This window comes from Enterococcus sp. DIV2385 (assembly GCF_051711925.1).
Taxonomy (GTDB): Bacteria; Bacillota; Bacilli; order Lactobacillales; family Enterococcaceae; genus Enterococcus; species Enterococcus faecalis.
Genome location: NZ_JBIONV010000002.1, coordinates 20393 through 46949, shown reverse-complemented (window position 1 = coordinate 46949; position 26557 = coordinate 20393). Strand labels below are relative to the sequence as shown.

At 35.0% G+C, this 26557-nt stretch carries 27 protein-coding genes; all 27 read left to right on the top strand.

Going from position 1 to position 26557, the window contains the following annotated elements; genetic code table 11:
- Window positions 1-103: 103 nt before the first annotated feature.
- The 27 genes from IGM04_RS13720 to IGM04_RS13590 all read left to right on the top strand — a co-directional run bounded on the left by IGM04_RS13720 (window position 104) and on the right by IGM04_RS13590 (window position 26370).
- Complete coding sequence (locus IGM04_RS13720; protein ID WP_086318248.1) at window positions 104-4138, top strand: VaFE repeat-containing surface-anchored protein; 4035 nt, start codon at window positions 104-106, stop codon at window positions 4136-4138.
- Window positions 4139-4215: 77 nt separating this feature from the next.
- On the top strand, window positions 4216-4596 hold the full coding sequence (locus tag IGM04_RS13715) for a hypothetical protein (RefSeq protein ID WP_010815341.1): 381 nt from the start codon (window positions 4216-4218) through the stop codon (window positions 4594-4596).
- A 23-nt stretch (window positions 4597-4619) separates the two neighbouring features.
- Window positions 4620-5951 (top strand): glucosaminidase domain-containing protein, encoded by a 1332-nt coding sequence (locus IGM04_RS13710; protein WP_086318249.1) that lies wholly within the window; start codon window positions 4620-4622, stop codon window positions 5949-5951.
- A 146-nt stretch (window positions 5952-6097) separates the two neighbouring features.
- Complete coding sequence (locus IGM04_RS13705) at window positions 6098-6391, top strand: hypothetical protein (protein ID WP_086318250.1); 294 nt, start codon at window positions 6098-6100, stop codon at window positions 6389-6391.
- A gap of 12 nt (window positions 6392-6403) precedes the next feature.
- Window positions 6404-6862 carry a hypothetical protein gene (locus tag IGM04_RS13700; RefSeq protein ID WP_438792741.1) on the top strand — a complete coding sequence of 153 codons (459 nt, stop codon included), beginning with the start codon at window positions 6404-6406 and terminating at the stop codon, window positions 6860-6862.
- 16 nt (window positions 6863-6878) lie between these two features.
- Window positions 6879-7157, top strand: a complete 279-nt coding sequence (locus IGM04_RS13695) for a hypothetical protein (RefSeq protein ID WP_086318252.1) — start codon at window positions 6879-6881, stop codon at window positions 7155-7157.
- A gap of 12 nt (window positions 7158-7169) precedes the next feature.
- The gene (locus IGM04_RS13690; RefSeq protein WP_086318253.1) at window positions 7170-8159 is read left to right on the top strand and encodes a hypothetical protein; all 990 of its coding nucleotides are present in this window, start codon (window positions 7170-7172) and stop codon (window positions 8157-8159) included.
- Between the two features lie 13 nt (window positions 8160-8172).
- The gene (locus tag IGM04_RS13685) at window positions 8173-9594 is read left to right on the top strand and encodes an FIVAR domain-containing protein (protein ID WP_179189172.1); all 1422 of its coding nucleotides are present in this window, start codon (window positions 8173-8175) and stop codon (window positions 9592-9594) included.
- Window positions 9595-9598: 4 nt separating this feature from the next.
- Window positions 9599-10639 (top strand): CHAP domain-containing protein, encoded by a 1041-nt coding sequence (locus IGM04_RS13680; RefSeq protein ID WP_050589360.1) that lies wholly within the window; start codon window positions 9599-9601, stop codon window positions 10637-10639.
- Window positions 10640-10655: 16 nt separating this feature from the next.
- A complete protein-coding gene (locus IGM04_RS13675; protein ID WP_033782463.1) occupies window positions 10656-11243 on the top strand; it encodes a hypothetical protein in 588 nt (195 codons plus the stop codon).
- A 20-nt stretch (window positions 11244-11263) separates the two neighbouring features.
- Window positions 11264-11593: a hypothetical protein gene (locus tag IGM04_RS13670; protein WP_050589361.1), complete on the top strand. Its 330-nt coding sequence runs from the start codon at window positions 11264-11266 to the stop codon at window positions 11591-11593.
- On the top strand, window positions 11568-12569 hold the full coding sequence (locus IGM04_RS13665; RefSeq protein ID WP_086318256.1) for a conjugal transfer protein: 1002 nt from the start codon (window positions 11568-11570) through the stop codon (window positions 12567-12569). Before IGM04_RS13670 ends, IGM04_RS13665 begins: the two co-directional genes overlap by 26 nt.
- A gap of 3 nt (window positions 12570-12572) precedes the next feature.
- A complete protein-coding gene (locus tag IGM04_RS13660) occupies window positions 12573-12935 on the top strand; it encodes a hypothetical protein (protein ID WP_086318257.1) in 363 nt (120 codons plus the stop codon).
- Window positions 12907-13311 (top strand): TcpE family conjugal transfer membrane protein, encoded by a 405-nt coding sequence (locus tag IGM04_RS13655; RefSeq protein ID WP_086318258.1) that lies wholly within the window; start codon window positions 12907-12909, stop codon window positions 13309-13311. Before IGM04_RS13660 ends, IGM04_RS13655 begins: the two co-directional genes overlap by 29 nt.
- A 3-nt stretch (window positions 13312-13314) precedes the next feature.
- A complete protein-coding gene (locus tag IGM04_RS13650; protein ID WP_179189173.1) occupies window positions 13315-15834 on the top strand; it encodes an ATP-binding protein in 2520 nt (839 codons plus the stop codon).
- Window position 15835: 1 nt separating this feature from the next.
- Window positions 15836-18163: a CD3337/EF1877 family mobilome membrane protein gene (locus IGM04_RS13645; RefSeq protein ID WP_086318259.1), complete on the top strand. Its 2328-nt coding sequence runs from the start codon at window positions 15836-15838 to the stop codon at window positions 18161-18163.
- Complete coding sequence (locus IGM04_RS13640; protein ID WP_086318260.1) at window positions 18156-20306, top strand: helicase HerA-like domain-containing protein; 2151 nt, start codon at window positions 18156-18158, stop codon at window positions 20304-20306. The genes IGM04_RS13645 and IGM04_RS13640 overlap by 8 nt, the downstream gene beginning before the upstream one ends.
- A gap of 76 nt (window positions 20307-20382) precedes the next feature.
- Window positions 20383-20706, top strand: a complete 324-nt coding sequence (locus tag IGM04_RS13635) for a thioredoxin family protein (protein ID WP_438792740.1) — start codon at window positions 20383-20385, stop codon at window positions 20704-20706.
- A gap of 505 nt (window positions 20707-21211) precedes the next feature.
- Window positions 21212-22003 carry a replication-relaxation family protein gene (locus IGM04_RS13630; protein ID WP_256924935.1) on the top strand — a complete coding sequence of 264 codons (792 nt, stop codon included), beginning with the start codon at window positions 21212-21214 and terminating at the stop codon, window positions 22001-22003.
- A 424-nt stretch (window positions 22004-22427) separates the two neighbouring features.
- The gene (locus IGM04_RS13625; RefSeq protein WP_438792739.1) at window positions 22428-22886 is read left to right on the top strand and encodes a hypothetical protein; all 459 of its coding nucleotides are present in this window, start codon (window positions 22428-22430) and stop codon (window positions 22884-22886) included.
- Window positions 22887-22918: 32 nt separating this feature from the next.
- Window positions 22919-23413, top strand: coding sequence for a J domain-containing protein (locus tag IGM04_RS13620; protein WP_086318263.1), 495 nt, complete (start codon window positions 22919-22921; stop codon window positions 23411-23413).
- 99 nt (window positions 23414-23512) lie between these two features.
- Entirely contained in the window at window positions 23513-23953 is a 441-nt protein-coding gene (locus IGM04_RS13615) for a single-stranded DNA-binding protein (RefSeq protein ID WP_086318264.1), read from the top strand.
- A gap of 23 nt (window positions 23954-23976) precedes the next feature.
- Complete coding sequence (locus IGM04_RS13610; protein WP_086318265.1) at window positions 23977-24561, top strand: thermonuclease family protein; 585 nt, start codon at window positions 23977-23979, stop codon at window positions 24559-24561.
- A 110-nt stretch (window positions 24562-24671) separates the two neighbouring features.
- Entirely contained in the window at window positions 24672-24938 is a 267-nt protein-coding gene (locus IGM04_RS13605) for a type II toxin-antitoxin system RelB/DinJ family antitoxin (protein WP_002369771.1), read from the top strand.
- Complete coding sequence (locus IGM04_RS13600) at window positions 24931-25206, top strand: type II toxin-antitoxin system YafQ family toxin (RefSeq protein WP_002360769.1); 276 nt, start codon at window positions 24931-24933, stop codon at window positions 25204-25206. Before IGM04_RS13605 ends, IGM04_RS13600 begins: the two co-directional genes overlap by 8 nt.
- An 802-nt stretch (window positions 25207-26008) precedes the next feature.
- On the top strand, window positions 26009-26194 hold the full coding sequence (locus tag IGM04_RS13595) for a hypothetical protein (RefSeq protein ID WP_002365983.1): 186 nt from the start codon (window positions 26009-26011) through the stop codon (window positions 26192-26194).
- Window positions 26179-26370, top strand: coding sequence for a DpnD/PcfM family protein (locus IGM04_RS13590; RefSeq protein ID WP_179189174.1), 192 nt, complete (start codon window positions 26179-26181; stop codon window positions 26368-26370). The genes IGM04_RS13595 and IGM04_RS13590 overlap by 16 nt, the downstream gene beginning before the upstream one ends.
- Window positions 26371-26557: the final 187 nt, after the last annotated feature.

Here is a 26557-nt window from a genome sequence, read left to right as displayed (position 1 = left end):
GTTACTTTTTTTTTGTTAGGAGTGATGAAAAATGCTCTTTCCGAGAGATCCACCTTCAGAAGAAGTACAAATATAAAAATTAAAATTTTGAGGTGGGAAAATAATGAAAGAAAGATTAAGTAAAGTAAAAAATAAGTTCCTTGTTCTGTTAGCTATGCTCACCATTGCAGGAGCGAATGTTGTCCCTTCGACAATCGCTATGGCCGAAAGCTTGGATAATACTGAACAAGTGGATTCTTCTAGTGAGATAGAAGAGAAAAAGACACCTGAAGAATCGACAGAATCTTCTAGTAAAGTTAATGAATCAACAACGGTAGAAAGTACACAGAACACTCAGAAGGAGCTAGATAAAACGATAGGGGAAAGCATGAATAGTAATGACAGTCCTATTGATTCTACAACTAATTCAAGCGAAACTACTAACACTGAAGCAACTTCTACAACTGAAGTAACGGAAGAAACACATGAAAAAGCCGAAAGAACAGGAGAAGAATTAGCCAATCGAGATAATCCAACGGACGTACAAGGCTTGACAGATAACGAAATTATCTCATTAGCTAAATATTTATATGGTGATTATGCAAAAAAAGACTCTTCTTTTGGTATGTCAGTTAAAAATGACAAAGGAGAAAGTATTGAAATTCCTTTTGAACGACGTACTCGTCTTGCACGTTCTATCGGTACTGAAGGCAATCCAATTTATGTAAGATACGATGTTAGTAAAGGTGCATGGACAGCATGGGGTGAATTTTATCAGCCTATGTATATTGATGGAAAATTAGCCTATTGTGTACAACCGGGAGTTGTATTTGTTCCAGGAGCAGGGTTTACACAACAAACAGAATTTGCTGGAATTACTCCACTACAAAGAGCATCGATTAATTACATCATGAACTTTGGTGCTAAAGACGGCGATAGTGTAGAGTACATTATGGCTACAAATATGTATATTTGGGAAAAATTAGGTTGGTCAGTTTCAACTTCGTTACCTGGCTATGCTAATTACAAACAACAAATTGAAAACAATATTGCTAACTTTAAAATAAAACCTAGTTTTGACACAAAAACTTACAATGTTAAAGTTGGTGAAACACTAAAAATTACAGATACAAATGGTGTATTAAACAATTTTTCAATTAAGAACAATCTTAATGCAAAAGTTGAGAAAAAAGGAAACGTACTAGAAATTACGCCAAATGCTAATTCAAAAAATGGTGATTTAGATTTATTCAGGAATACATTTTACACAGACAGTCAATTTTTCTGGGTAAAACCGGGATCTCAATCAGTGACCACCGGAGGAGCAGGAGACCCTACTGTAGGTTTTGTTAAAATTAACGTAATTAAAAATGGTAAAGCTAAAATTAAGAAAGTGGATGATAACGGAAAACCAGTGGCTGGTGCTAAATTTGAATTGAAAAATCTAGCGGACGGCTCTAAAAAAACAGCTACTACAAACAAAAATGGGGAATTTGAATCTGTAGAATATGCAGCAGATACTCAATTAGAAATTCGAGAAATTGAAGCGCCAATCGGATACCTATTAGATACAAGTGTTAAGAAAGTAACGATTAAAGCAGCACAAACTACTACAGTGAACTTTACAAATCCTAAAATGACCTTGAAAACAACAGCGACAGACAAAGAAGATAGTGACAAAGTGCTTTCCCCAGAAAAGAATGTCACAATTAAAGATAAAGTGAATTACACAAATCTTTATACTGACGGCCGCGAGTACGTTGTTAAAGGAAAATTAATGGATAAAGCAACAAACAAACCGTTACTAGTAAATGGAAAAGAAGTGACTTCAGAGAAGAAATTCAAACCAACGACTAAAAATGGCTTTGTTGAAGTAAGCTTCACCTTTGACGCGTCAGCTCTTGCTGGTAAAACAGTGGTTGTATTTCAAACATTGTATCAAAATAGCAAAGAAATTGTTGTCCACGCGGATATTAACGATGTGCCACAAACTGTCACCTTTGACAATCCTAAAATTACAACAACTGCAGTCAATGAAGAAAATAATGGAAAAGAATTTGATCCCGAAGAAAAAGTCGTATTAAAAGATACAGTTGCTTATGAAGGTTTACAACCAAACAAGTTATACAAATTGAATGGTAAATTGATGGATAAAGCAACAAATAAACCGCTGTTAATTGATGGGGAAGAAGTAATCAGTGAAGCAACATTCAAACCCACAAAGGCTAAAGGAACAATTGATGTTACTTTTGAATTTGACGCACGCGAATTGAAAGGAAAAGAACTAGTTGTTTTTGAATATCTAAGCCGTCAACGCATCGATTCAAAAGAATGGTATGACGTTGTTAAACATGCAGATATCAATGATAAAGGCCAAACTGTGAAAGTAAATAATCCTCAAATTCAAACAGAAGCGCATTTTGAAGAAGACGGTTCAAAAGTTTCTGATCCTTTAGCAGAAGTTACTATTGTTGACGTGGTATCTTTCAAAAATTTAATTCCAGGAAATACCTATGAATTAAAAGGTAAATTGATGGATAAAGCAACAAACAAACCATTGTTAATCGATGGGGAAGAAGTGACCGCCAGCAAACGTTTTACACCAACAACGTCTGAAGGTAGCGAAACGATTGAATTTAAAGTAAATGCGAAAGATTTACAAGGAAAAACAGTCGTTGTATTTGAAAATCTGTACAAAAATGACACAGAAATTGCGATCCATGCAGATATTGAAGACGAAGGACAAACCGTTGAATTTACAGAGCCAAAACTAAAAACAACGGCGTTGGACAATGATTCTAACAGCCATTCTGCTGAAGCGTTAAAGGAAGTAACAATCACTGATACTGTTTCTTATTCAGATTTATTAGACGGAAAAGTGTACAACATTTCTGGTGTGGTAATGGATAAGAAAACAAACACTCCACTATTAATCGACGGAAAAGAAGTGCGAAATGAAGTGAATTTCATTGCTCGTGATGGAAAAGCAGAAATCATTGAAGACCAAAACGACGCAACAGATTCTGAACAACCAAGTGACATGGATAAACCAGCACTGAGAGCTGCTGCCGTACAAATTAACCGCGTTTCAGGAACGGTTGAAGTGACATTCACAATGAATGCTGAACAGTTAAAAGGAAAGTCAGTTGTTATTTTTGAAACATTAACACGTGAAAACACTGAAATTGCTGTCCATCACGACATTGACGATGAAGGACAAACTGTTACATTCACTGAACCAAAACTAAAAACAACAGCGATTAACAAAGATTCAGGTGATCACAAAGCGGATGCTTTAGAAAAAGTGACAATCACTGATACTGTTTCTTACACTGATTTAATCGAAGGTAAAACTTATGAATTAGCAGGTGTTTTAATGGATAAGGCGACAAACAAACCATTGTTAGTCAACGGAAAAGAAGTCCGTAACTCATTGAAATTTATCGCACGTAATGGAAAAGCAGAAATTGTCACCACTGAAGCAAAAGTGAAAACTGCAGAAAAACAAAAATCACCATTAGTAACTGGAACAGTGGATCTTTCATTTGAATTAAACGCGAAAGACTTACAAGGAAAAGAAACTGTTGTTTTTGAAACCTTGACACGAAATGAAACTGAAGTCGCAGTTCATGCAGACATTCACGACAAAGACCAAACCATCGAATTTAACAAACCGACATTAAAAACCACGGCTACAATCAACAATGGCAAGCTAGGTGTTTCTGGCGGACAAATGACTATTAATGATAAAGTGAAATACACGAATTTAACACCAGGTAAAACTTACACAGTTAAAGGTAAATTGATGGATAAAACGACGAATAAACCATTTGTCGTTAATGGTAAAGAAGTGCAAGCAGTTAAAACGTTTGTACCAAAAACCGCAAATGGCGAAGTAATTGTTCCATTTACGTTTGATTCTAAAGGAATTACTTCAGAAGTTCACGTGGTTGTTTTTGAAGACCTATATCGTGACAATTTAAAATTAACAACACACGCAGATATTAATGATTTAGCTCAAACAGTTCGTATTGTACCACCAACTAAATTCTTGCCAAAAACGGGCGAACAAAAAGAAATTCTATTTACTATTCTAGGATTCATTTTATTAGCAGGCGCAGCATATCTTGTAACAACAAAAAGAAAACAGAATAACTAACCACAGACAGAAAAGCTCTCTTTTGTGTCTTTTTTTGTGTCAAAAAGTGAACGTCAAAAACAGGAGGAGGTGATACAGTGGATTTATTTTTATATACACCGGAACTAAAGGAATACTTTTTGTTTGATCAAACAGGTCGTGCAAGTGAAATCATTATCCCAAAAGGAAAACTACAAGAGTTAAAAGGAAATAAAATTTTTAATGAAGAGAATCTAAGTGAATACACGCGTATTATTTTAACTTTTGGGAAACAAAAAGTTCCTGTAAAGTTAGAAAAAGGCTCAGGAGAGATTGTAAGAAATCTACCTATAAAAGGCAACAAACAATTAAAAAATCAAGCAGTATTGAAGTTTAAAATTTCAGACGAATCACATTTTTCAATTGCAAAACTAAATTACTTTGCTAAAAAAGAATCAGATTGGAAAGAACGATTTATAGACAGCATTGAGTTTAGTTAAATACAAAATTAGGAGGGGAATCAGTGAGGAAACTAATTACTATTTATTCGACGATTCTTTTAATTTCTACTGCAGTTCCAATCACTGCTTTTGCAGACGAAACGAGCAATGAAACGGAAACAATGGAATCTAGTCAAGTAGTAGACGAAATGAAACCAAGTGAAACGATGGAAGCAACAAGTGAGACACAGCAAACTGAAACGTCGGAAACCTCTGGTAGTACTGAAAAGACAGTTGAAACAACGGAGAGTTCAGAACAATCAACAAGTACAACTGAAACTGTTTCAGACAGTTCCAAAGAACAACCTGTTGCAACCGATGAAACACAACCACCGATAATTGTTCCAGAAACCACGCCTAGTGTTTCAATGGAACAAGAAATCGTTTCAAGTGAAACACCCAATGAAATAGTCGAACAAGAACCAGTTGTAACAATCCCTTACAACACAGAAACTATTCATTTTGAAAAAGTGAAAAGCACAGAAGAGTTTGTTTTACAGATCGGTGAAACGGCAAGGAAGGTCGCAAAAGACAACGATTTGTTCGCAAGTGTCATGATTGCGCAAGCCATTTTAGAAAGTGGTAGTGGTAGCAGTGAATTAAGCCGTGAACCAAATTACAATTTGTTTGGAATTAAGGGCGATTTTAACGGCCAATCTGTTTCGTTTCTGACAGCTGAAGACGATGGAACAGGGCAGCTATATTCTATTCAATCAAACTTTAGAAAATATCCGAGTTATAAAGAATCATTCGAGGATTACGCAAAGCTCTTAAAAGACGGTGTGAGCTGGAACACAGCGATTTACACAGGAACTCATAAAAGTGTAGCGAAAACATACGAAAACGCCACACAGGCGTTAACAGGAACGTATGCGACCGATACTCAATACAATCAAAAATTAAACGGTTTGATTGAAACGTACCATTTGACTGAATTTGACCAGGAGAAAACAATTACTTCGAGTGAATCAGATTTTCCTGGTTACAACGGTGTAAATTACGATTCAGGAAATAGCTATGCCTGGGGGAATTGTACGCAATATGTATACAACCGAATCACTCAATTAGGAAAACATATCGATCTAACAATGGGCAATGGCCAAGATTGGGCAGAAACAGGACGTGCGCGTGGCTATGAAGTCACAAGAACACCAAAAGCCGGCACAGCTGTTTCATTTCCTGCAGGTATTTTAGACGCAGACAGTACTTATGGTCACGTCGCATTTGTGGAGAAAGTGAACAAGGACGGTAGTATCTTAATTTCTGAAATGAACGTAAAAGGGTTAAACGTGGTTTCTACACGAACAATTGCAGCAGAAAATACAAGCTTGTTGTCCTATGTACAACCTAAATAAGGGAAGGAAATGATCCATGAAGACAGTAATGTTTTACATTTTAGCACCCATGATACTTCCTTTTTTTCTTTTAGGCTCAATAGGAGTTGAAATTATTTTCAGGTTCAGAGTAATTCAAGAGAAACTTATGTGAGGTGATGTTTTTAATGATCCAAAAGAAAATTGAACAATTGACTAAGAATAGAATTGTTCATGTTATTAACTTTATCGTGTTATTTATGGTGATTAGTACTTATGTCATGTTTAGTGTTTTACTAACTATTCAATATGCAGCTGTTTTGTACAAAGAACAGCCCACCACTCTTGGTGACGTAAAAAATATTTCTATTATGATTGGAAGTTTACTAGCTCTAATGAATATTCTAGCGGGAGTATTACTTACTTGTTTTATAAGTGTAGCTAAAAAACAATGGAACAAATTTTTCAGAAAAAATAAATGATAAAACATTGAAATGAAGAAATTTTTTAGAAATGAGGTAACTATGAAGAGAGGACTATTAATTTCAATTGGAAGTGTTTCAACAACGTTATTAGTGAATAAATTGTATAAACAGTACAAGAAAAAGAAACAAAAACGAATTCTTGAAGAAGAACCATTCCAAATATTAGACCCATTTGTGAATTATTATTACTGGTCGACAGACATTGACGAGCACTTCAAGAAAGTTATTAGTGAAAGAATGACACTCGATGAGGTAAAAATATTAAAAGCAGTTTTTAAAAATCGTGAAGAATCATTAAGGGGGGAAGAAAAAATTGCTTACTACCACTTCTTGAGAATTATTGACCAGTATTTACCTGTAGAATCCAGTTTAAAAAGTCTTGAAGAATTAAATCAGAAAAACATTCCAAGAAATATGACAGAAGAAGATTTACGAGAGTTAGATTATTTATTAGAGGAAACGGAATGAGGGAGGAATTAAAAATATGTATTATGCGTTAAGTTTTTTTGCAGGGATAATTATTGCTGTTGCTTCTTATGAAAATGTAATAAAGCTGTTTAAAGTCCACGAAAATCGTCAAGAAAAAGCTATTTGCAAAGAGTTTAATTGCAATAAAAATGATTTTACTTATTTTTGGAGTGGCGAAGACGATTTTTACATTGTAACGGTACATGGAAAGGAATATCATGTTAAGTTTTCTCAAAATAATCCCATTAAAGTTGTCTATAGACAAGAATTGGAAATGATCCATCAAAATCAATAAGGGGGGGAGCGAATGACTACTTTTAGTTTTTTAGAAGCAAAAGTAATGGAAGTACCAATCAATCGTGAAATCCCACTGGAACGAGCAGAGCTATTATTAAAAAAGCAGAATAAGATCGCTAACCAAGAAAAACAGGAAATGAGTTGTATTTACGACTTACGTATTGATGGACAAGTTGTTTATGAATCAAGCTTAGTATTTCCGGTAGAAGATTTTTCTTTATATGGGACAATTGTTAAAGAAGTAGAAGAGCAAGAGTTTAACAGTGAAGAAGAAAAAGAAGCTTTTTTAGAATGGCTATCTAAAACTTTTAACGTAAAAAAAGAAAAAAAGAAAGCAACAAATAGACCTAAAAAAGAAAAAATAAAAAAAGAAAAACAACGGCAAATTCCAAGAATGAACAAACGGATTGCGATTGTTTTTTTTGTGGTACTATTTTTTATTTGTTCAGCAGTAGGAATATTTGTCTATGCGACAACTCCTGAAAAGCGGGTATCGTATGAAGAACTAGTAAGACAAGAGAAGTTTATCGAAGCTGGAAAAGAATACCCAGATAAGCAACAAGAAGTTGAGAATTTAATTTTTAAAAAGATTCAGTCTGAAGAAAAACCAGAATTAGGACAACTTAGAGCTTACAACAAAGAGATACCTACTACACAAGGAGATTTTGACCTGGCAATGTTGACGTATGACTACGGTAAATCTACAGGGATTTACGAGAAAGAGAAAGATCAATTTAAAAATGATCATTCAAGATTACCACTTGTAGGATATGCCTATTTGAAAGAGCAAAAATTAAAGGCTGCAAAAGAAATTTCTGAACAAACAACAAGTCCAGAACTTGAAAAATACATTTTAGAGTATGAACAGTTTCAATTAATTATCCAAGAAAAAGAAAAACAAATTAAGGAATTACAGAAGAAACCTACTGAAAACAAGAAAAAAATCGAACAAGCGATTAATGAACTGTACGAAGCAAAAGAAAAATTAAATAAACTATGAAGGAGCATTCAAAATGAAAAAAATTAGCATTAAGAAAGAAGTCATTGCCAGTATTTCTATTTGTGCTGTTATTCTTGCCGGAGGGATAGGATACAGTGCGTACAACAATAACAAGGTGCAACCTCAAACAACTATTGAAGAAAAAAGTGAAAACAAGATTCCCAAAAAAGATTCTAATAATTCTTTTTTTCCAAAGAAACAGGAAAAGAAGGAAGCTGGAAGTATTAAGAAGACGGTGAAAAAGGAGACAGAAGATAGTAATTTGGCAGCTTTTCAATCTGAAACACTCAACGATTTAGCTCAAGAAAAACAACAAGCATTTGAAATGCTGAACAATCAAGTAAAAAAAGAGCAGCAAGAAGCAAAACCTGCAAAAGTACCAACAGACGACAATATATTGAATCTAGTCAATCCAATTAGACCACAATTACCTGAAACACCAGAAAAAAATGATAACGGTAATGATAAAGGTAAAGAAAATCCGGTGAAGCCAGAACCGAAACCAACGCCAAATCCGACACCAGAACCAGAGCCAAACCCAACACCAACACCAGACCCAACACCTGATCCAGAACCGACACCACCGCCTGTTGCTGAGACAGATTTTTCTGTTCTATCAACTCTTACAGAACAAGCATCAGGACTTGATCTATCTTTGTATCTATCTTCTAGTATCGAGCAATTCAAGCTTGAATTGCTTGTGTCTCAGCGGATGTTGGAAGAACACACAAGCACACAAGAAGCCGTAAATAATCAAGTGGCGCGTCTTCAAGCAGCAATTGATAATTTAGTGTTAAAAGGAAATAAACAAGGTTTACAGGCGGCTTATTCGCTTAGCTTGCTAATCAAGACAGACATTTTCACAGAAGAAAGTGTCGAACCTTTTGAAACAGCCAAATCTAATGCTAAAAAAATTCTTGAAAATCCTGAAGTTAGTCAAGAACAAGTAGACGAAGCAAAACAACAATTACAAACTGCAATTGATGGGTTAAAAGAAAAAGAAGAACCGAATTTAAGTCTGGTTTACCTACAAAGATTATTAGATCAAGCATTAACTATTGACACAACGGTTTACACAGAAGCCACGGTAACCGTATTTAACGAAAAAGTTTCTGAAGTGCAAGCATACATTTTTGCAAATGATATTACGAAAGAAAACAACGAACGATTACTTGAAGAATTGCAGCAAGCAATGGATCAATTACAGAAAAAAGCGGATACTTCAAAAATTAAAGAGTTGTTAACTACTATTGAATCGATTGATCGTAGTATTTACACAGAAGAGAGCTTACAAGCTTTAGATACGATAGTTACAGAAGCCCAAGCTCTTTTACAAGAAGAGAATTTGTCTCAAGAACAAGTGGATAATTGTTTCAATAGCTTGCAGCTTGCTTTCCAACAGTTACAAGAAAAAGAATCTTCTGTAGAAGAGTAACTGTATGAAAAAGAAAGTTATTGCATGGTTAGTAGTAACCTGTGGACCGCTTTTTATTGTTTTTGGTTTTATTGGCTTAATTATATTTATGACGGTAGATAGCCAACAAATTAACAATGAAACAGGGTGTAACATTACAGGAAGTTATGACACAGGAAAAGTAGATAAATTCCTCGAAAAAGCAGGTGTATTTGCAGGAAAAAGAGAGGTATTCGAGCGAGTAGCTGCAAAATATCATGTCGATCCAGTTTTGATGATTGCTATTTGTATTCAAGAAACAGGATGGGGAAAATCAGATGCTGTGGTCAACTACAATAATCCAAGTGGACAAATGACAAGTGAAGGATTGATTCATTTTGGAAGCTTAGAAGAAGGATTAGAACTAACTGGAAAAACGTTAAATAACCTAGTCAATGAACGTGGGTTAAGTACCGTAGAAAAACTGCAAACAGCCTATGCGCCATCAGGTGCATTAAATGATCCTACTGGTTTAAACAATTTTTGGGTTATAAATATTAACAACTTCATTGAACAATTAGGAGGCCTTTCTTCAGGAGTAAGTTCTTGTGAAAATCCAAGTCAATTGCCAACTGTCAATCCAACACAGGTCGGCGTAATATTAATGGAAATTCCCAATGAGTACAAAGATAAACTTCCTTACCCACCTTATAATAAGGTGAATTACAACACGTCAGGTAGTTATCCAGTCGGACAATGTACATGGTACGCTTATAATCGTATTAGACAATTAGGTGGGCAAATGGACGATTACATGGGCAATGGAGGACAATGGGGGATTTCAGGGACTATGAAAGGTTATCCAGTAACTAGTTATCCAAGATTGGGAAGTGCCGTTTCGTTTCCTGCAGGTATTGCAAATGCAGACCCCACATATGGCCATGTTGCGTTTGTCGAGTATGTCCATTCTGACGGAAGTATTCTTGTTTCAGAATCAAATGTAGTTAATGATCAAACGATTTCTTATCGGATTATCGATAGTCAAACAGCAAAACTCTTGAAATATGTAGGGAGTGTAAAAAAATAAAAGGAAGTGTGTATCAGTGAAAAGAAAAAAATTCTATTGCTGGTGTTTCGTTTGTGCAAGTATTCTTGTTCTTTCTTCATGTGGAAATAAAGAAAAAACAAAAGAAAGTAAGTCGGAGATTACCACAGAAACTGTCAAAAAAGTAGAAAAATCAAAACAAGAGAATTCCTCTTTTGACAAGAAGTATTCCAATCAAGACATTCGTAAAATGGAAAATTTTTTAGCCATTAATCAATTAGTCGATAACTTTTTAAAAGAATACTACACGTATGAAAAGTTCGGCAGTAATTTTGACAGTTACAAAGAGTATTTATTACCTTCAGTAAGAGATCAACGAAAAAAAGACCTGGAACAACAAGTCAAGGCTAACAATATGGCAGGATTCATGCGAAGTGAGTTTATAAGTGCAGATTTGTATGTAAATCAGCCAGAATACAGTGGAAGTGACGTTATTTGCCGCGTAAGTAACTATTTTGACGAATTGGACGCAGAAGGAAACTTTACAGGGACAGCAGAAAACAAGCAAGACGTAGTAGTCACTGTGATACAGCATGAGGGCCAGTACTATGTAAAAGCTATTAGAGGAATACAAATTACAGAATAAATGTACTTTAGGAGGAAATTATGGAACAATACACCAACAAACCACAAGAACCATCAAGAATGAGCATGAAAAAGATTAGTTCTGTTTCAGCAAATTACAAGACACATGAAAAAATTCAATTATTCGTTATGTGGCAAATTCTAAATAAGCGGTATACTGTAGGCTCAAAATTATTTTATGATGATATTAACGCCAAGGTGGGCGCAAATAAACAGGCGTATGCAAAAGCTCGCATGTTTTTAGAAGGGGCAGGATTAATTGTGGACGAAGTTGTGATCGCAACCACCGTTCCTAAAAACTTAGTAGAAAGATTTGGACTTATTCATGACCAAGAAAAGTCCAACGATTAATTTTGATGCCCTTTCGCAACAAAAGCCCACCGAGAAGCCGAAGAAACAAAAAAAGCGAAAGAAAAAAGAAAAACCAACTGAAAATACAAGAGATTTACGATTTGAGCAAAGAAAGTTAGGAAATTACCTAACTTTCTTCTTTTTTTCATTATTTTTCGCAATGGCCGTTGTCTTGCTGATGGTGAATAGCCGTTTAGGGGAAATAACCAAAGTAGCGCATACTAAAGCGGTAAACACGGAAGAAATTGCTTTAAAAGTTCAAGAAGAAACCAGTCAGGTAGATTCTATTGTTTACCAGGGTGAGCAACTACTTAACTTACTCTTTTCTTTTGAAACAGGCGAACAAGCACAACAAAAAAGAAAAGAAAACATTCAACCCTATTTAGCAAAAAACCTAAGTAGTGATACGTTGCTGTTTTCTCAAAGCAACACATTTAGAGAAGTCAAACAAATAGCGTTTATCCAATCAAAGGCATTAGGAAACAAGAAATATTCGTTACTATATGCTGTTGGATACACAGAAAAAGAAAAGCCATACAATGTGAATGTTGAATTGGTTGTGTCTTACAAGAAAAAACAGTTTCAATTAATCAACAAACCAATTATTACCACATTGAAGAAACCGCAAAAAGAAGCGACTGACTATTACGAGGAAGGGAATTTTTATCAGAAAGGCGAAGAGGTTTCGTCAAAAGAAGAGGAAAGTATTCAAGCTTTCTTACAATCTTATTTTGAAATGTATGTGTCAAATGATGAGCGATTAAGTCTTATTTCCAATGTTTCAGGATTAGGAACAGGGAAATTTAACGGTTTCACGATGAACAATCTTGTGAAGGTAGGAAAGGAAACCTATTCTGTTCAAGGCGAATTTTCCTTTATCAATGGAACAAGTCAATTAAGTTCGCCGTTTAGCCTACAACTAAAAGTCAACAAAGACAGTTATTTTGTTGAAAAATTTAATGCAATGGAGGAATAGAAAATGATGGAAGCAAAACAGATTTTGTTAAGTATTGGTAGTAATTTTAAAGGGGCATTTCTAGGAGAGGCTGTTCCTTTTAGTTTTGAAGATATGGCAAAAGGGATGTTACAACAAGCAGTATGGATTTTAGTTATTGTTGCAGTAGCTGTAGCAGTAATTGGTTATGTATCACAAGGGGTAGGGAGTGCAATTGCGAAAGTGGCAGGAGCAATTGCTATTATTGCTCTTTTAGTTGCTTTAATCAAAGGAAAAGAAATCGGCGAATGGTTAGTCGACCACATTTTGAAGCTAGGAATGATTTATCCAATGAATCCAGTATTACGAGGTGTTTCTGATGGAATACGATTATTCACAAGAATTTAATCAAAAACATAAAATTTACACCTTGCCTAATGGAAAAGCAATCCCATATGCAAAAGATGGAATAAAATTGAGTTCCATTGTCATGTTTTGTACAATTGTCTCTATTTTCGGAATCATGGCGATTATCGCCTTTGTTAAAAAAATTACGTTTCTGCAGTCACTTTTCACTAATGCATATTTGATCATTCTCTTTTTCATCGGTATTCTAGTATGGTTTTTATTCTCTTTGAAATATGATAATAAAAACTTTTTCAGTTTTTTATCAGGACGGTTAAAGTTTCTAAAAACACAGAAATTACGAGTGGAACATGGACACAAAACTGTTTTTTACAAAGAACAAGTAATGTATCAACGTAAAAAAGGAAGGAGACGATAATTTGTGCTAAAAAACTCAAAAGCAAAAGCAGTCATTTATCCGGTGGAAAATTACGTAGGAAATTTTTATTTTTCCTACACTAAGAATCCACTAACGAATGATAATGATATTTGGGTAGGGTATCACATTGGACAAGAGAATTATCCGTTAAATGATCTTTCTTTTTTTAGAGATTATATTGAAGATGGAAAAGGTTTGTTAGAAGACGACAAATTAGAGTACCAGTTTATGAACATACCTACTCGTTTTGGCATTAAGGAACACATACAAAAAACAAAAGAAAATCTCGTGAAAGGGAAGTTCAAAGATCTAGGGGATATTTACTTTGAAGAAGCAGGAGAAATTCTTCAAGATGAAATTCAAATCAATAAATATGATACGTATTTGTTTGTAAAGATAACCACTGCTGTACAAGTAGTAAATCCAGTAGAATACCTTTCTTTATTTAAACAATTACTCGGACAAACATTTCGTAATATTGCAGGTCAAGACAGTAACGTTCAAACGTTACTGTCTTATTACATTCAGAAAGAAAAGCAAGTTTTCGGTAATTTGTTAAACTACAAAAAAATTCGTCGTTTAACAGAACAAGACTTTGAACGAATTACTTATTATCAGTTTCATAGAGCAAACGATCAACACCCAAACAGACAGCTATTTCAAGAGGAATTAACAGAAGGCATTGTGACAAATGAAAATGGCTATTTAACCATTGAACAACTGGACAAAACACACTATGTATCGTTTATTAATCTAATTGGTTTGCCACCAAGTGTTTTAGGCAGCGCCATTGTTCAGAGTGTACAAGATAGTGTCAGTTTTCCTATTGAAACACAGATACGTATACGATTTGAACACGAAAAAAAAGATACCGCCAAATTATATAAAATGCGAAAACGTATCCTGGAACAAAATAAAGATATGGATATGAGCGACGCAATCTTAGATGATGATGAAGTACTGCTTTTTGGTGAAGAACGATTGCGGGAATTAAACAATGATTTGAAAGAAAAAACACGGCGATTGTGTCGAATGACTGCTTGTTTCGTATTAAGTGCAACCTCTTTAGACGAATTAGAGGAGCGTATAAAAGATTTAGAATTTGTCTTAGATGGAACGAAATACAAAATTTATCGGTCAATAGCCGACCAATTAACACAATTCAATCAAACTTTGATAGGTAGTAAGTATGCGTTCAAATCCTTTGAGAAGGTCGTTACCACTGGATATATTGCTGATCTAGGTTTGAACTTAAACAAGCGAGTGGGAAATGCCTATGGAATGCCTTTAGGGCGTGTCATTACTTCCCAAAAGTTTAGAACGGTACAAGATGCTTTAAAGTATAGCACCAACATTGTGTGGTTTTATCCAAACTTAACCAAAAAAGCTATAGAGGGAGCTATGCACACAAACGGTAACACTCTTATTACTGGTCCACCAGGTATGGGTAAATCAGTTTTAGTAAAAAATATCTTTTTATGGTTGACCTTTTTAGGACAAAAGATTTTATACGTTGATCCAAAAAATGAAACGAAAGTCTTTTTTGAAAAAGCCCTAGAAAAATACGGACACATTTCTCATTTTAGAGAAATGTATAACCGGATTAACTTTATTTCTCTTTCAGACGATGAAAAATATCGAGGAATTTTAGACCCCTTAATCTTTTTACCAAGAGAACAAGCCATTATTATGGCACGTAGGGTATTAGAAAGTTTAGGACAAATTCAAAAAAATCAAGAGACTTACAGTAAAAAGAAAACCATTATAAACAAAGCTGTAATGACTGTAATTGATGGTACCGGCTTTAAGAATTTGACACGAGTAATAGCTTGTATTGAAAAAGAAGACGAAGAATTAGCAAGCCTGATTAAAGGATTCAACATTGGTCTATCAAAAGTGTTAATTGGAAACGATCAATCAAAAGCTATCAAATTTGACAACCAAATCAACGTGTTAGGAATTCAAGGGTTAAACTTACCTAGTGAAAATGAACTCATGGCCGACCGGCTAAATGATGAACAAATCGCTAGTAGCGCCATTATGGAAGTTATTATGAAAATGACTTACATTTTTTCAACGGATAAAACAGAGGATGCAGCGATTATCTATGATGAAGCAGGTGCAATGGAAAAAACCTCTCAGGGGCAATTTCTGATTGAAGATAGTTTGCGTAAAGGACGTGCCAACATGACCGATATTTACCTTGTGACACAAGCTTTCATGGATTACGACAGTGAAGATAAAAAAGAATTGATCTCGTACAAATTTGCGTTTAAACCAAAGCAAGAAGAAGCACAAAGGAAAATTCTTCATTTTTTCGACATGCTAGATAACAAGAGCAATCTCAAATTAATCAACAATCTAGTGTCAGGAACTTGCTTATTCCAAGACCATTTAGGACGCAATCAAGCAATTGCTATCGATGTGATGTTCGATTCATGGCTAACGGCTATTTCTTCTACTGAAAAAGATTCAGCAGACATACAGTTGGCGTTACAAATGGAGCAAGGGGAGGTTTTCTAATATGAAAAAAAGAGTAGTCGTGTTTTTTTCTTTGCTTCTAACGATGATTAGCCTTTCCTTTTCAATGAATGTTCAGGCTGAAAATATGGATGATACTATGCCAAATCAGGTGGTAACTGAAGATAAAAAGAAAGAAGATACAAATGTTTCTATTAATGACAAAACGCCCCCAGCAAGTGATACGGAGCTTTACAGCCGATACAAAGATAATTCTTTTCAGCTCATGACAAAAGAAGCCACAAGTTTGACAGGTTTAAAAGCCTCTATTCAAAACTTGTCGGGTGGCTTAAAGGAATTTATATGGGCAGGTATTGCGAATACTGGACGTTTTAATACTGCAATGGTGGGTATGCTTTTTAGTTTTGATTTAGATACTAAAATTAAGCAGCCTATTTTAAACATAACCGCAAGCATGGCTTCAGGTATGTTGTCTATTGCTAGTTCAATAGGGATCATAGCAGTAACATTAATAATGGTATTCAAATACATTGCGGAACAAAAAGTACGTAGTGCCTTTTTTGTCTTTTTAACGACAATTGGTATTTTTACTACACTTGTTTGTTTTTCCAGTAGCACAAGGAATGAGTCTATTTCTTCCTACGTAGTGGATATTGATAACAAAGTTGAATCAACGTTCGTAACGGTTAATCCAACGTTTAGTGAAGAAACAAAGATAGATACGACGAATAAGAATAGCGAGCAGTCATTAAAAAGTGCAAGCGATCTAATTAAAGCAAAAGTTTTTCGGACAAGTATTTATGAACCGTACTTGATTTTTAACTATGGTACGTCAAATGAAAAGAAAATACGAGAGAAAAAAGTAGAAATTAGTGGAAGTGAATACGATAGGATCGGTGTTTTATTAGATAATGATGGAGATACAAAAAACAATCAAGAAATTCACGAAAAAACAGTTCAGTATGAATCAGATAAACTAAAAAACAAAGTTATTTCATACAAGAACAATTTCAGTTTAGTTGGACAAGGGATTTTCTATCTTGTTTTAAACATTATTCAGATGGTTATTTATTTTGTATTGTGTATTTTACGTCTGATTTTAGTTCTTTTACGCTGGTTGTTATTCCCATTAGTTCCTGTGGTACTGTTATTAGGAATGTTTAACACAGGGATTAATGTATTCAAAAATAGTGCCAAAGGGTTTATTACAGTAATAGGCTTAAAAGCAGTGGTCTCTTTTGCGATGATGTTTGTTGCAAGCTACATGAGTTTTGGCTACAGTATGGCTTCTGAAATAAATAATCCCTACGAGAAGATAATCACTATTTGTATCTATCTCATTACACCAATAGGGTTGTATTTCTTCCGTTCAATCATTGGGAAAATGTTGACAGGAACGCTGAAAGCTTCAGACTTAAACGCTGTTGTTCGTCATCCGATACGTACCGCAAATCGAATGAACCGAGCAAGTAAAGAACAAGCGAAACTAGCGAAAGAACGACGAAAAGACCTCAAAGAACAAGCGAAGAAACGGAAAAAAGAAGAAGAGGAACGAAAAGAAAAAGACGGAAAAAGCGGAGAAGATACTAAACAGCCGAAGAGTTCGGAATCTAAATTCTCTAACCGTAGAAATGAAGACCGTTCTTCTAATCCAAAATCAGAGAATGCTCAAGAACAAAACGAAAAACAGCCAGAACAACCAAAAGATATTGGTGCAATGCGACGAACAAGAAAAGAAAAAGACCCAAGTATCAAAGAAGCACAGAAACAAGAAAAACAAGAAGCAAGAAGACAACGTGCAGAAAAACGGTTTAGTTCTTTACGTCGAGAAATGCCTTCAAAAGAGAATCAAGAGGGTACAACAAACAACACTATTCTAGGGCAGAAGTTCCAAAAGGCACATGAAGAAAGTCGTTATCAAGACATGAAGCATAAGAGAGAACAACCAGAACGTCAGCGAATTAAAAAGCATTCGAAACAACGTGCAGAACGAAGAATACAAGAACAGCAACGACTTACTTCCACAGGAAGATCACCAAGACGTGAAGGTCAATCTACTCAGCGGCCAAAAGGTGAAGTGAAACAACAAACGATCAACACTAGACCTAGAACAGGTAAAAAATTCACACCACGTTCCCAACAACAGCCAATTATTCAACCAAAAGCGAAATGGAAAAAAACTGGAAGTAACCAGGTTAATACTCCGGTAAGAAAAGTACCAAACAGAAAAAATCAAGGACAAGAAGTACCTGTAAAAAGTCAAAGACAAAAAAGTCAATCACCTAAAGGAAGACAATCAAAACGAACTGTAGAAATGAAAAAAACACTTGAAGTAAAGCAACCAAAAGGAGTGAGACGTAGACGTGTTTAATGAAAATAACCCGAACAGTCCATTCAATCAATTATTTAACAATCGGCAATTAAACCAGCCTAAAGAACGATCCAAAGGACAACAATTAGCACTTATCTTGACGATAGGTGCTTTTATCTTTTATCCGTTTGTCGTTGTAGGCTTACCATTATTTTTTTTGATTGAGTGGTTAGACAAAAAAGATCAAATGGATCACATTGAGGATATGGATTATAAAAGTTTTATTCCAAGGAACACATTTACATTCGGTTTAACAAGTTTCTTATTGTTTTGTGTAAATGCTTTTTTATTCGTCGTTGTAATGCCTAGAGGGTATTTTTCAGCGTATCTTTTGTTTCCATTTAATTTAATCAAAACAACGCTTGTATTTAATCATACAACGATACTTTCGTTGCTTTTTGGAAGCCTTACAATGAGTAGTTGCTTATTAACGATTCGTTCCTTTTCTGTTAAAAGAAAGGTTCAATCAAAAGAAGTGAAGCGATTAGAAATACAAAATTCTAAAGCCTACAAACGACGTTTAGAAAATAAATTCATGATTAGCAAAGAAGAAACAGACAAATACAACGCAATCTATGAAGAAGCCAAACGAACCAATGATATACGAACACTAGAAGCGCTAAAAAATACAATTTACTTAGGGCAAGACGAGTACGGTAAGCCTTATTTTATGACACTCAAAGAGTTTAATCAGCATGCGGGTATTATTGGTACAACAGGAAGTGGGAAAACGACTGCATTAGAAATTTTAATCGAACATTGCACGAAATTTGATATCCCTTGTTTAATTTTAGACGGAAAAGGAGCAAAAGATACACTAGTTGCTGCACAAAAGATTGCTGCATTACGTGATAAAAAAGTAAAAACTTTTTCTGATACTGGCGACGTTTCCTACAATCCAATCAAATACGGTGGCGCAACTTCGATTAAAGATAAGTTAGTTAGTTTAGCTGAAACAGAGAGTGTCTATTATTCAGGAGCGAGTGAATTATTAATCGTAGGTACGGTTAACTTGATGGACAATTACGATATTAAAAGAACGTTCCAAAACTTTTCAACGTATCTTTTACCGCGGAATGTTTTAGACTTATTTGCAAAAGAAATTGAAGAAGAAAATCCTGATTTGTTTACTTTTAAAGTTGAACCAGAGCCTAAAAAGAAACCAAAAAAGAAAGAGAAAAAGAAAAAAAAGGAAGAACAAACAGAAGCATTGGACGATGATTTAGAACAATTAGATGAAGATATTCAGCAAGTAGAAGAAGAGGTATTGGCACATGAAGAAGTTCAATATGTAACGTTAGAACCGTCTGAAATAAGCTTAGAACAGTACTACGGTATTCTCAATCACAACAAAGATTATCTATGCCAAGATAGTTTAGAGATATTCCATCAGTTGTTTACTCGATATGAACATAAGTCAAATGTGTTTTATTTGTATGCAACTTCTGAAAACCTGCAAACACAAATGAATATCCTAATGGATAGTGAGCTAGGACATTTATTTGATACAGAAAGTAACACAAATGAATTAGATTTGTTGGAATCAACGCGTAATGGTGAAGTAATGTATGTCTCATTAAATGGGCTTGTGTACACCAAATTTATTCGGACACTGGCACAATTTATTGTTTCGGATATTAATTACTTAGCCGCCGAACGATACGAAATTTCCGAAGATTTTCCGTTTATGATACTTTTTGATGAACCTTCTTCTTATCTTACAGATAATTTTATTGATACTGCAAATAAGACAAGAGGTGCAGGAGTACACGCTGTCTTTTCACCACAAACGCTAGCGGATATTGATAAAATTGATCCACTTATTCGTAAACAATTAATCGGAAACTTGAACACTTATTTTGTTGGACAGACTAATGAACCAACTGAAATAGATTATTGGCTGAAACTTTTTGGCACATATAATGATGTAGAAGTAACGTCTATGATTGAACAGCAAAGTGGTTATTCAGACGTCAATCGTACCGATTGGCAAGCAGAAAGAGGGACACAAAGACGTGTCGAAAACTTCATTGTGACAGGTCAAATGTTGCGTGACTTGCGCACAGGTGAGTTTATAATTTATCGTAAAGGAGCGAACACTCGTGAACCCATACGGAAAGTTTATCTCCGAAAAGTATCTTAAAAGAAGGAAAATCGTAATGATTTTTCTTCTTTTATTGTGTCTTGTTTTCGTTTCTTCTTGTACTAAAAGAAAGCAAATGAATACTTTTACAGAAACTAATCTTGATACTGCATTAGCGAACACAGAGCAACCAAAAATCATTTATTTTTCAAAGGAAGGTTGTCCTGACTGTGACAAAATGAATAAGTTTTTGACAGAAAATGAAACCATGTTAACTTATCCAGTACAAAAAATAGAACTAACGAAAGAAAAAAATCAAACAAAATTAAAACAACTACTTTCTCAACATAATATTAAAACTGTTCCTAGTTTTTTATTAATAAAAAACCAAAAGCGACAGAAAGTTGAACTAAAAAAGACAAAAAATAGTATTCAATTTTTGAGATTGAACCAAGATTGAACAGAGATTAAGTAGAGATTGAGTTAAGATTGAAAATTGGGGAGGTCATGCCCCTAGCCCTTGGTACAAAAGCATTTCTTCGCCTGACTGGATTTTGACCATTTTCTCTCAACGTAGGTTAAAACCTACTTATGAGAGAAAATGGTCAAAATCCAGTCAACTACGAAATAAATACCAAGGGCTAGGGGCATGACAACAGATGAAGTAAAAAATTAATAATAGTGAGAGAAGAAGAGAAGGAGAAGAGTGTAAGAGAAGAAGAGCATGTGTGTTGTGTGTGGGCTTGAAAAATGGGTCCCCCACACACAACACACACAGAACTCAACTACCTTCCGTCCTTCAATCTTGAAGGAAACTTCTAACCTCTCTAATCTCCTACTGTTCATAGGAGAGGAATCAACCCCTTGCGCCTGCGCCCCAATGTTCTTGGGGCTGTCGCTCACACACGTAAACTATTTATTTTTTACCACAAACTAAAAATACTAGTAGGAAAGGAGCTAACACATTGCACTTACTCATGGAACACTACTACATTGGCAAGTATAATTCTAAAAACACCGAGTTTATCATTTTGTGTTTATTACACGAGTTACGAATTATGACTGCCAAGCAGCTATTGAAACTACTAAATTTTGAGTTTCAAATTTCTAATCCGACTTTACAGCGGAAATTGGTCGAATTAACTAGAAATGAATTAATCGGGCGGATTAAATCAGGAACAGATAACAAAACGTATTGTTATTACCTTACCAAACAAGGTCACAATAATATTGGTGGCACGTATTCTTTTCCAAAAGTACCAGAATACAATTTAAACCACCATTTATTATTGACTGACTACCTCATTAAATTGTTTGAGCTGGTAGGGAATCACCCGCATTTGATTGTCGTTCAAACCGAACGTAAGCAAGCTTACGAAAAAAAAGATTTTAATAAAGAGCTTAAAGGCAGAACGTTTAGTGTATCTGACTTTTTATTTCGTTTTCGCTCTGAAAAAGGACGAGATATCAATTGGTATTTTGAAATTGAGTTATCTTCAAAAACTAAGCGACGATACATTAAAGGGATATTTCCAAAATACATTAAAGACTTAGAAAAAAATTATGATGCACATTTATTTTATGTGACACCAAGTAACTATATTTATGAAGAATTGAGTCGGTACAAGAAATACTTTTTAGCAAAGTATGGCAAAGAAAAAGAAGAAGTATTTGATCGGCTTCACATTATTCCTGCCAATCGTTTTACAATGGAATTAAATAACATTGTAACAAATGATCCATACATTAATTGGTAGTTATTTAATCTGACAAAACATTAAAATGCTTTTCTTCTTTCAGAAGAACACCAATAAATTGGTTGAGTTCGCATACGCTCACCTAAAAGAAGAAAAGAACGAAGTCAAGCTTCGTTCTTTTTTCTACGTCAGAGAACCGACGTAGTGATTCAGACGCCAAAACCATGCGTCTGAATCAGGCCCGTTTTTAGGAAGGGCTAGTGTGTTTGATTTATCAGTTCTCACAGCCGTGTAATTTCTAAGATTCCCTAATCGTCTATCAGTAACTCGGCGAGTATAACCTAAAACATAACCTGTCGGGGGGCAAGGGCAAGTGGCATCGGCAAGCCGACCCTTGCCCCCCGACAGAACATGTTTTCTAGTCGGTTATGCCGAACGACCGATATACGAAAAGGGAATCTAACCAGAATTTCCCCTCTGATCTTTGAAAACTGAAAAGCGAAATCAAACAAACAGGCCTTCGTCTAAAAACGAGCCTAATCAAGACCTTAGGGGTTGCACCCCTAACACCCGGCGCCTCACTCCCTCAACCGAAAAGGTTGGTTGGAAAGGCGTTGACAAAAAAATAGTTATTTATTGGTTGTTTGAAAATAAAAATCGAAAGAAGGAAAGCAAAATGCTAACAACAAAAGAAAAAAACAGACTTAAAAAAATGGTAGAAGGAAACAAAACGTTTCATTATTCTTATGTCGATAGACTTAGACAAGATGTAAGATATTACGTTAATCAATGTGAATCAGCTGTTAAAGCTAGAGAAAGCATGGAAATCTTAGAATTTATCTACAGTCTATTTTCTGATAAAGAGTTACCAACATGGTACACAAAAGACAACCTTGAAAATGATAAAAAATCAATTGAAAAATTGGAACGCTGGGCAGCTTAGCTGCTCAGCAACAACCAGAAAGGGCGATTAACATGAAATTTATCAAAGATGTAACGACATTAGAAGAATTGAAACGCGTATATAAAAAGTTAGCTTTAAAGTACCACCCGGATATGGGCGGTACTGATAAAGAAATGGCGCAAATAAATAACGAGTATGAAGCGTTGTTCGATAAGCTTAAAAATACACACAAAAATAAAGAAGGTGAGTACTACCAAAAAGAAACGACAGAAACACCGCAAGAATGGCAAGAAATCATACACAAGTTGTTAACGCTAAAAATGGAAAATGTTTCAATTGAAGTGATAGGCTCATTCTTATGGGTATCAGGGAACACAAAGTCTTATAAAGAAGAGTTAAAAGCTTTAAATATGCGTTGGAGTAACAATAAAAAGTCCTGGTATTTAGCCCCTGAAGGATATAAAAAACGTAGTAAGAAAAAATACGATATGACCGATATTCGCAATATGTATGGCTCGCAGGTAGTGAAAGAAGAGCAATCTAAACCAAAGACATTAACAGCGTAACTAGGAATTGAATTACATTAGGAAAAAATTAGGTTCTACGTCCAAAGAGGTAAGACCTCTTTGGACGACAAAATAAAAAAATGAAAAGAGGAAATTATTATGATGAACATTACATTAACTGGAAGATTAGCAAAGGAAGCAGCAATTAAAACGATCCAAACACAACAAGGTGAGTTGAAGGTTGTTAAAACGACATTAGCAGTAAAACGAAGCCGTTATAACAAAACAAAAGAAGAACTTGAAACAACATTTATCAACATTGAAGCATGGGGGAAACGTGCCGAACTATTAGCGAAACATACAACCAAAGGCTCATTAATTCAGGTTTCAGGTGATTTAGTAAATAACAATTACACAGATAGAGAAGGAGTAAAACGCTATGAAATGAGCTTTCTAGTTGATAATATTGAGCTGTTAGAATCAAAAAAAGCGACGGAAGAACGTGCGACAAGTCATATTATGAATGAACAAAGTCAACAAATGCCGCCAAGTGAACCGTTTCACGGTTTAGAAAATACAGAACCGCCTGCTTATCATTAAAATTTATCTGAAGGAGGGAGAAAATGAAAAAGTTAATCGGTAAAAAGTGGCTGCTGCTTACAGCAGTAGCCACTTTACTATTGTCGGGCTGTACAAGTCTTGAACAAAAAGCACACGATATTTCAAACGATATTAATGAAAAATTCACTCAAACCATTTCAAACGATCAACGTATACCAGCTGATTTTGTTAGGCACGTGGATGGCGATACCACAGTATTAAAAATTGACGGAAAAGAACAAAAAGTTCGGTTTTTATTAATTGACACACCCGAGACTGTGAAACCGAAAACAAAAGTTCAGCCGTTCGGATTGGAAGCTAGCAAACACACAAAAGAGCTTTTGTCTACTGCTTCAGAAATTACGTTTGAATATGATAAGGGCGATAAAACAGATCCTTACGGACGAGCGTTGGGCTACATATTCGTAGATGGAACATTACTACAAAAAACGCTTGTAAGTGAAGGATTAGCTCGTGTTGCCTATGTAAAAGAGCCTAACACTAAGTATTTGGCAGAACTAGAGCAAGCCCAAGAACAGGCTAAAAATGAGGCACTCGGAATCTGGAGCATACCAGGTTATGTGACACAACGGGGGTTTAGTAAATAAATAAGAAATCGCTATGAATTATTGAAAGCTTTTGGCGAGAAATTATAACACAATATGTTGTCGATAACAACATATTGTGTTATAATTATATACATAAAGGAGGGGTAAAGGTGGCTACTACAAAAAAGAAACCTATACATGTAAATGTTGATGAAAATTTAAAAGAAGAAGCAGAACAATTATTTGATGATTTAGGGTTAAATATGACAAGTGCAATTACGATTTTCTTAAAACAGTCTATTAATGAGCAAGCAATTCCTTTTATGATTAATAAGGGAAACAAAGAGACTCTACAAGCATTAAAAGACATTAAAGAAGGAAATGTTCATGGTGGATTTTCTTCCGTGGAGGATTTAATGGAGGATTTAAATGCTTGAAATATTTTACACGAACCAATTCAAAAAAGACTTTAAGAAAGCAAAGAAACAAGGAAAGAATTTAGAGAAGTTAAAAGAAGTATTAGTACTTTTACAAGAACAGCAAACATTGCCGCCAAAGTATAAAGACCACGCACTAACAGGAAATTATATAGGTACAAGAGAGTGCCATATTGAACCAGATTGGTTACTGATTTATAAAATTGACGGTGATAAATTGATCCTAACTTTAGCTCGAATAGGCTCACATAGTGAATTATTTCGATGAATCGGAAAGATATTACAAATCAATAAAAAACACTACTAAACGACCAGACGAATAGTAGTGTTTTTTTGATTATTCGATTGTACTAAGTAATTTTAACACAATAAAAAATATTCATGCAAGACCAGGGCGCAACGATCTATACAGACGTGCACCTTTTTTAGTTCGGGAAAAGGGAATGAATCCGTTGTTCCGCGGCGGTGCGGTAGCCCTTGCTCCAAAACCAACGGATTAACTGCTGCACTCAACACGAGTCAATTAAACGTTCTATTCCCATTCGTTCCGACTGGTGAACGTTTCCTTTTCCTACTCGTTCCTCGCTTAACGGAAAAGGCCATTGACACGAGTTGTTCCTTGTGGGATCACAAGGAAGCGTTCCGCAGTGATTAACATTTCTAGTAGGTATTTCATACCTACTAGAAAACAAAATCAAGGGCGTTCCGGTCAAAAATCCCTTTTCTGATGTCAGAACAGTGTCACGCGACCTTTTTCGTTTTCAGGACGTTCATTTTGCAGTGTGTAACGTGCTGCTCACTGTTTGCTACAGTACCACAGCCAGTCGAAAAAACAAGGGTATATAAACGAGCAAGCTCGCCCTTGTTTTTTCTTTATGTCTATGGTCCTTCCACGGCACAGCGAGCGACACGAACACACTGGCGAAAATGAACAACCTAAACAAAAACGAAAAAGGGGGTAGACTACACCGTTTGACGAAAAGGAATTTTTGACCGTCCAGCTTCACTTCCTCAAACGCCTAACAAAAATGGTTGTTCAAAACCCAAAAACCTGAAAGGAGGTGGTTAAAATGAATGAGCCACAATTAAAACTTGACCTAGAAAAGGCACAATTGGAATACCAAAAATTAAGCCAAGCAATCAATGAAAATGATACAGTCACGCTGTTGTTAAATTATGGTTGTTTAAAAAATGCCAATGACCGTTTAAACCAACTATCATTTTTATTGAACCATATTGAATGGAAGGACGTGTAAGAATGGCAAAAAAAAAGAAAAAATACTGTGTGACAATTGTTGAAACTTTAGAGGTAGCTGTATATGTTTATGCAGAAAGCGAAGAACAAGCACATGAATTAGTTTCTAACATGTATTACGACCAAGAAATAATCTTAACAGAAGAAAATCACGAAACAACAGAATTTATCATTTAAAACAACGAAAGAGGTGAAAAAGATATTTTAGAGGTATTGAATTATATCCACGAAAAAAGCACAAAAAAAGAAACCTTTTGCCACTAACAAAAGATTTCTAAAACGTTATGCATGTTTAATACTGTAAAACAAGTATAACGTATCTCATGACCTTTGACAAGTGAATTTGCCCCAACCTCTTATGAAT

What these genes read in the sequence shown, in the direction of transcription:
- IGM04_RS13720 (WP_086318248.1), top strand. Translation starts at nt 104, where the DNA reads ATGAAAGAAAGATTAAGTAAAGTAAAAAATAAGTTCCTTGTTCTGTTA.
- IGM04_RS13705 (WP_086318250.1), top strand. Translation starts at nt 6,098, where the DNA reads ATGATCCAAAAGAAAATTGAACAATTGACTAAGAATAGAATTGTTCAT.
- IGM04_RS13700 (WP_438792741.1), top strand. Translation starts at nt 6,404, where the DNA reads ATGAAGAAATTTTTTAGAAATGAGGTAACTATGAAGAGAGGACTATTA.
- IGM04_RS13695 (WP_086318252.1), top strand. Translation starts at nt 6,879, where the DNA reads ATGTATTATGCGTTAAGTTTTTTTGCAGGGATAATTATTGCTGTTGCT.
- IGM04_RS13690 (WP_086318253.1), top strand. Translation starts at nt 7,170, where the DNA reads ATGACTACTTTTAGTTTTTTAGAAGCAAAAGTAATGGAAGTACCAATC.
- IGM04_RS13685 (WP_179189172.1), top strand. Translation starts at nt 8,173, where the DNA reads ATGAAAAAAATTAGCATTAAGAAAGAAGTCATTGCCAGTATTTCTATT.
- IGM04_RS13680 (WP_050589360.1), top strand. Translation starts at nt 9,599, where the DNA reads ATGAAAAAGAAAGTTATTGCATGGTTAGTAGTAACCTGTGGACCGCTT.
- IGM04_RS13670 (WP_050589361.1), top strand. Translation starts at nt 11,264, where the DNA reads ATGGAACAATACACCAACAAACCACAAGAACCATCAAGAATGAGCATG.
- IGM04_RS13665 (WP_086318256.1), top strand. Translation starts at nt 11,568, where the DNA reads ATGACCAAGAAAAGTCCAACGATTAATTTTGATGCCCTTTCGCAACAA.
- IGM04_RS13660 (WP_086318257.1), top strand. Translation starts at nt 12,573, where the DNA reads ATGATGGAAGCAAAACAGATTTTGTTAAGTATTGGTAGTAATTTTAAA.
- IGM04_RS13655 (WP_086318258.1), top strand. Translation starts at nt 12,907, where the DNA reads ATGGAATACGATTATTCACAAGAATTTAATCAAAAACATAAAATTTAC.
- IGM04_RS13645 (WP_086318259.1), top strand. Translation starts at nt 15,836, where the DNA reads ATGAAAAAAAGAGTAGTCGTGTTTTTTTCTTTGCTTCTAACGATGATT.
- IGM04_RS13635 (WP_438792740.1), top strand. Translation starts at nt 20,383, where the DNA reads ATGAATACTTTTACAGAAACTAATCTTGATACTGCATTAGCGAACACA.
- IGM04_RS13620 (WP_086318263.1), top strand. Translation starts at nt 22,919, where the DNA reads ATGAAATTTATCAAAGATGTAACGACATTAGAAGAATTGAAACGCGTA.
- IGM04_RS13615 (WP_086318264.1), top strand. Translation starts at nt 23,513, where the DNA reads ATGATGAACATTACATTAACTGGAAGATTAGCAAAGGAAGCAGCAATT.
- IGM04_RS13610 (WP_086318265.1), top strand. Translation starts at nt 23,977, where the DNA reads ATGAAAAAGTTAATCGGTAAAAAGTGGCTGCTGCTTACAGCAGTAGCC.
- IGM04_RS13600 (WP_002360769.1), top strand. Translation starts at nt 24,931, where the DNA reads ATGCTTGAAATATTTTACACGAACCAATTCAAAAAAGACTTTAAGAAA.
- IGM04_RS13595 (WP_002365983.1), top strand. Translation starts at nt 26,009, where the DNA reads ATGAATGAGCCACAATTAAAACTTGACCTAGAAAAGGCACAATTGGAA.
- IGM04_RS13590 (WP_179189174.1), top strand. Translation starts at nt 26,179, where the DNA reads ATGGAAGGACGTGTAAGAATGGCAAAAAAAAAGAAAAAATACTGTGTG.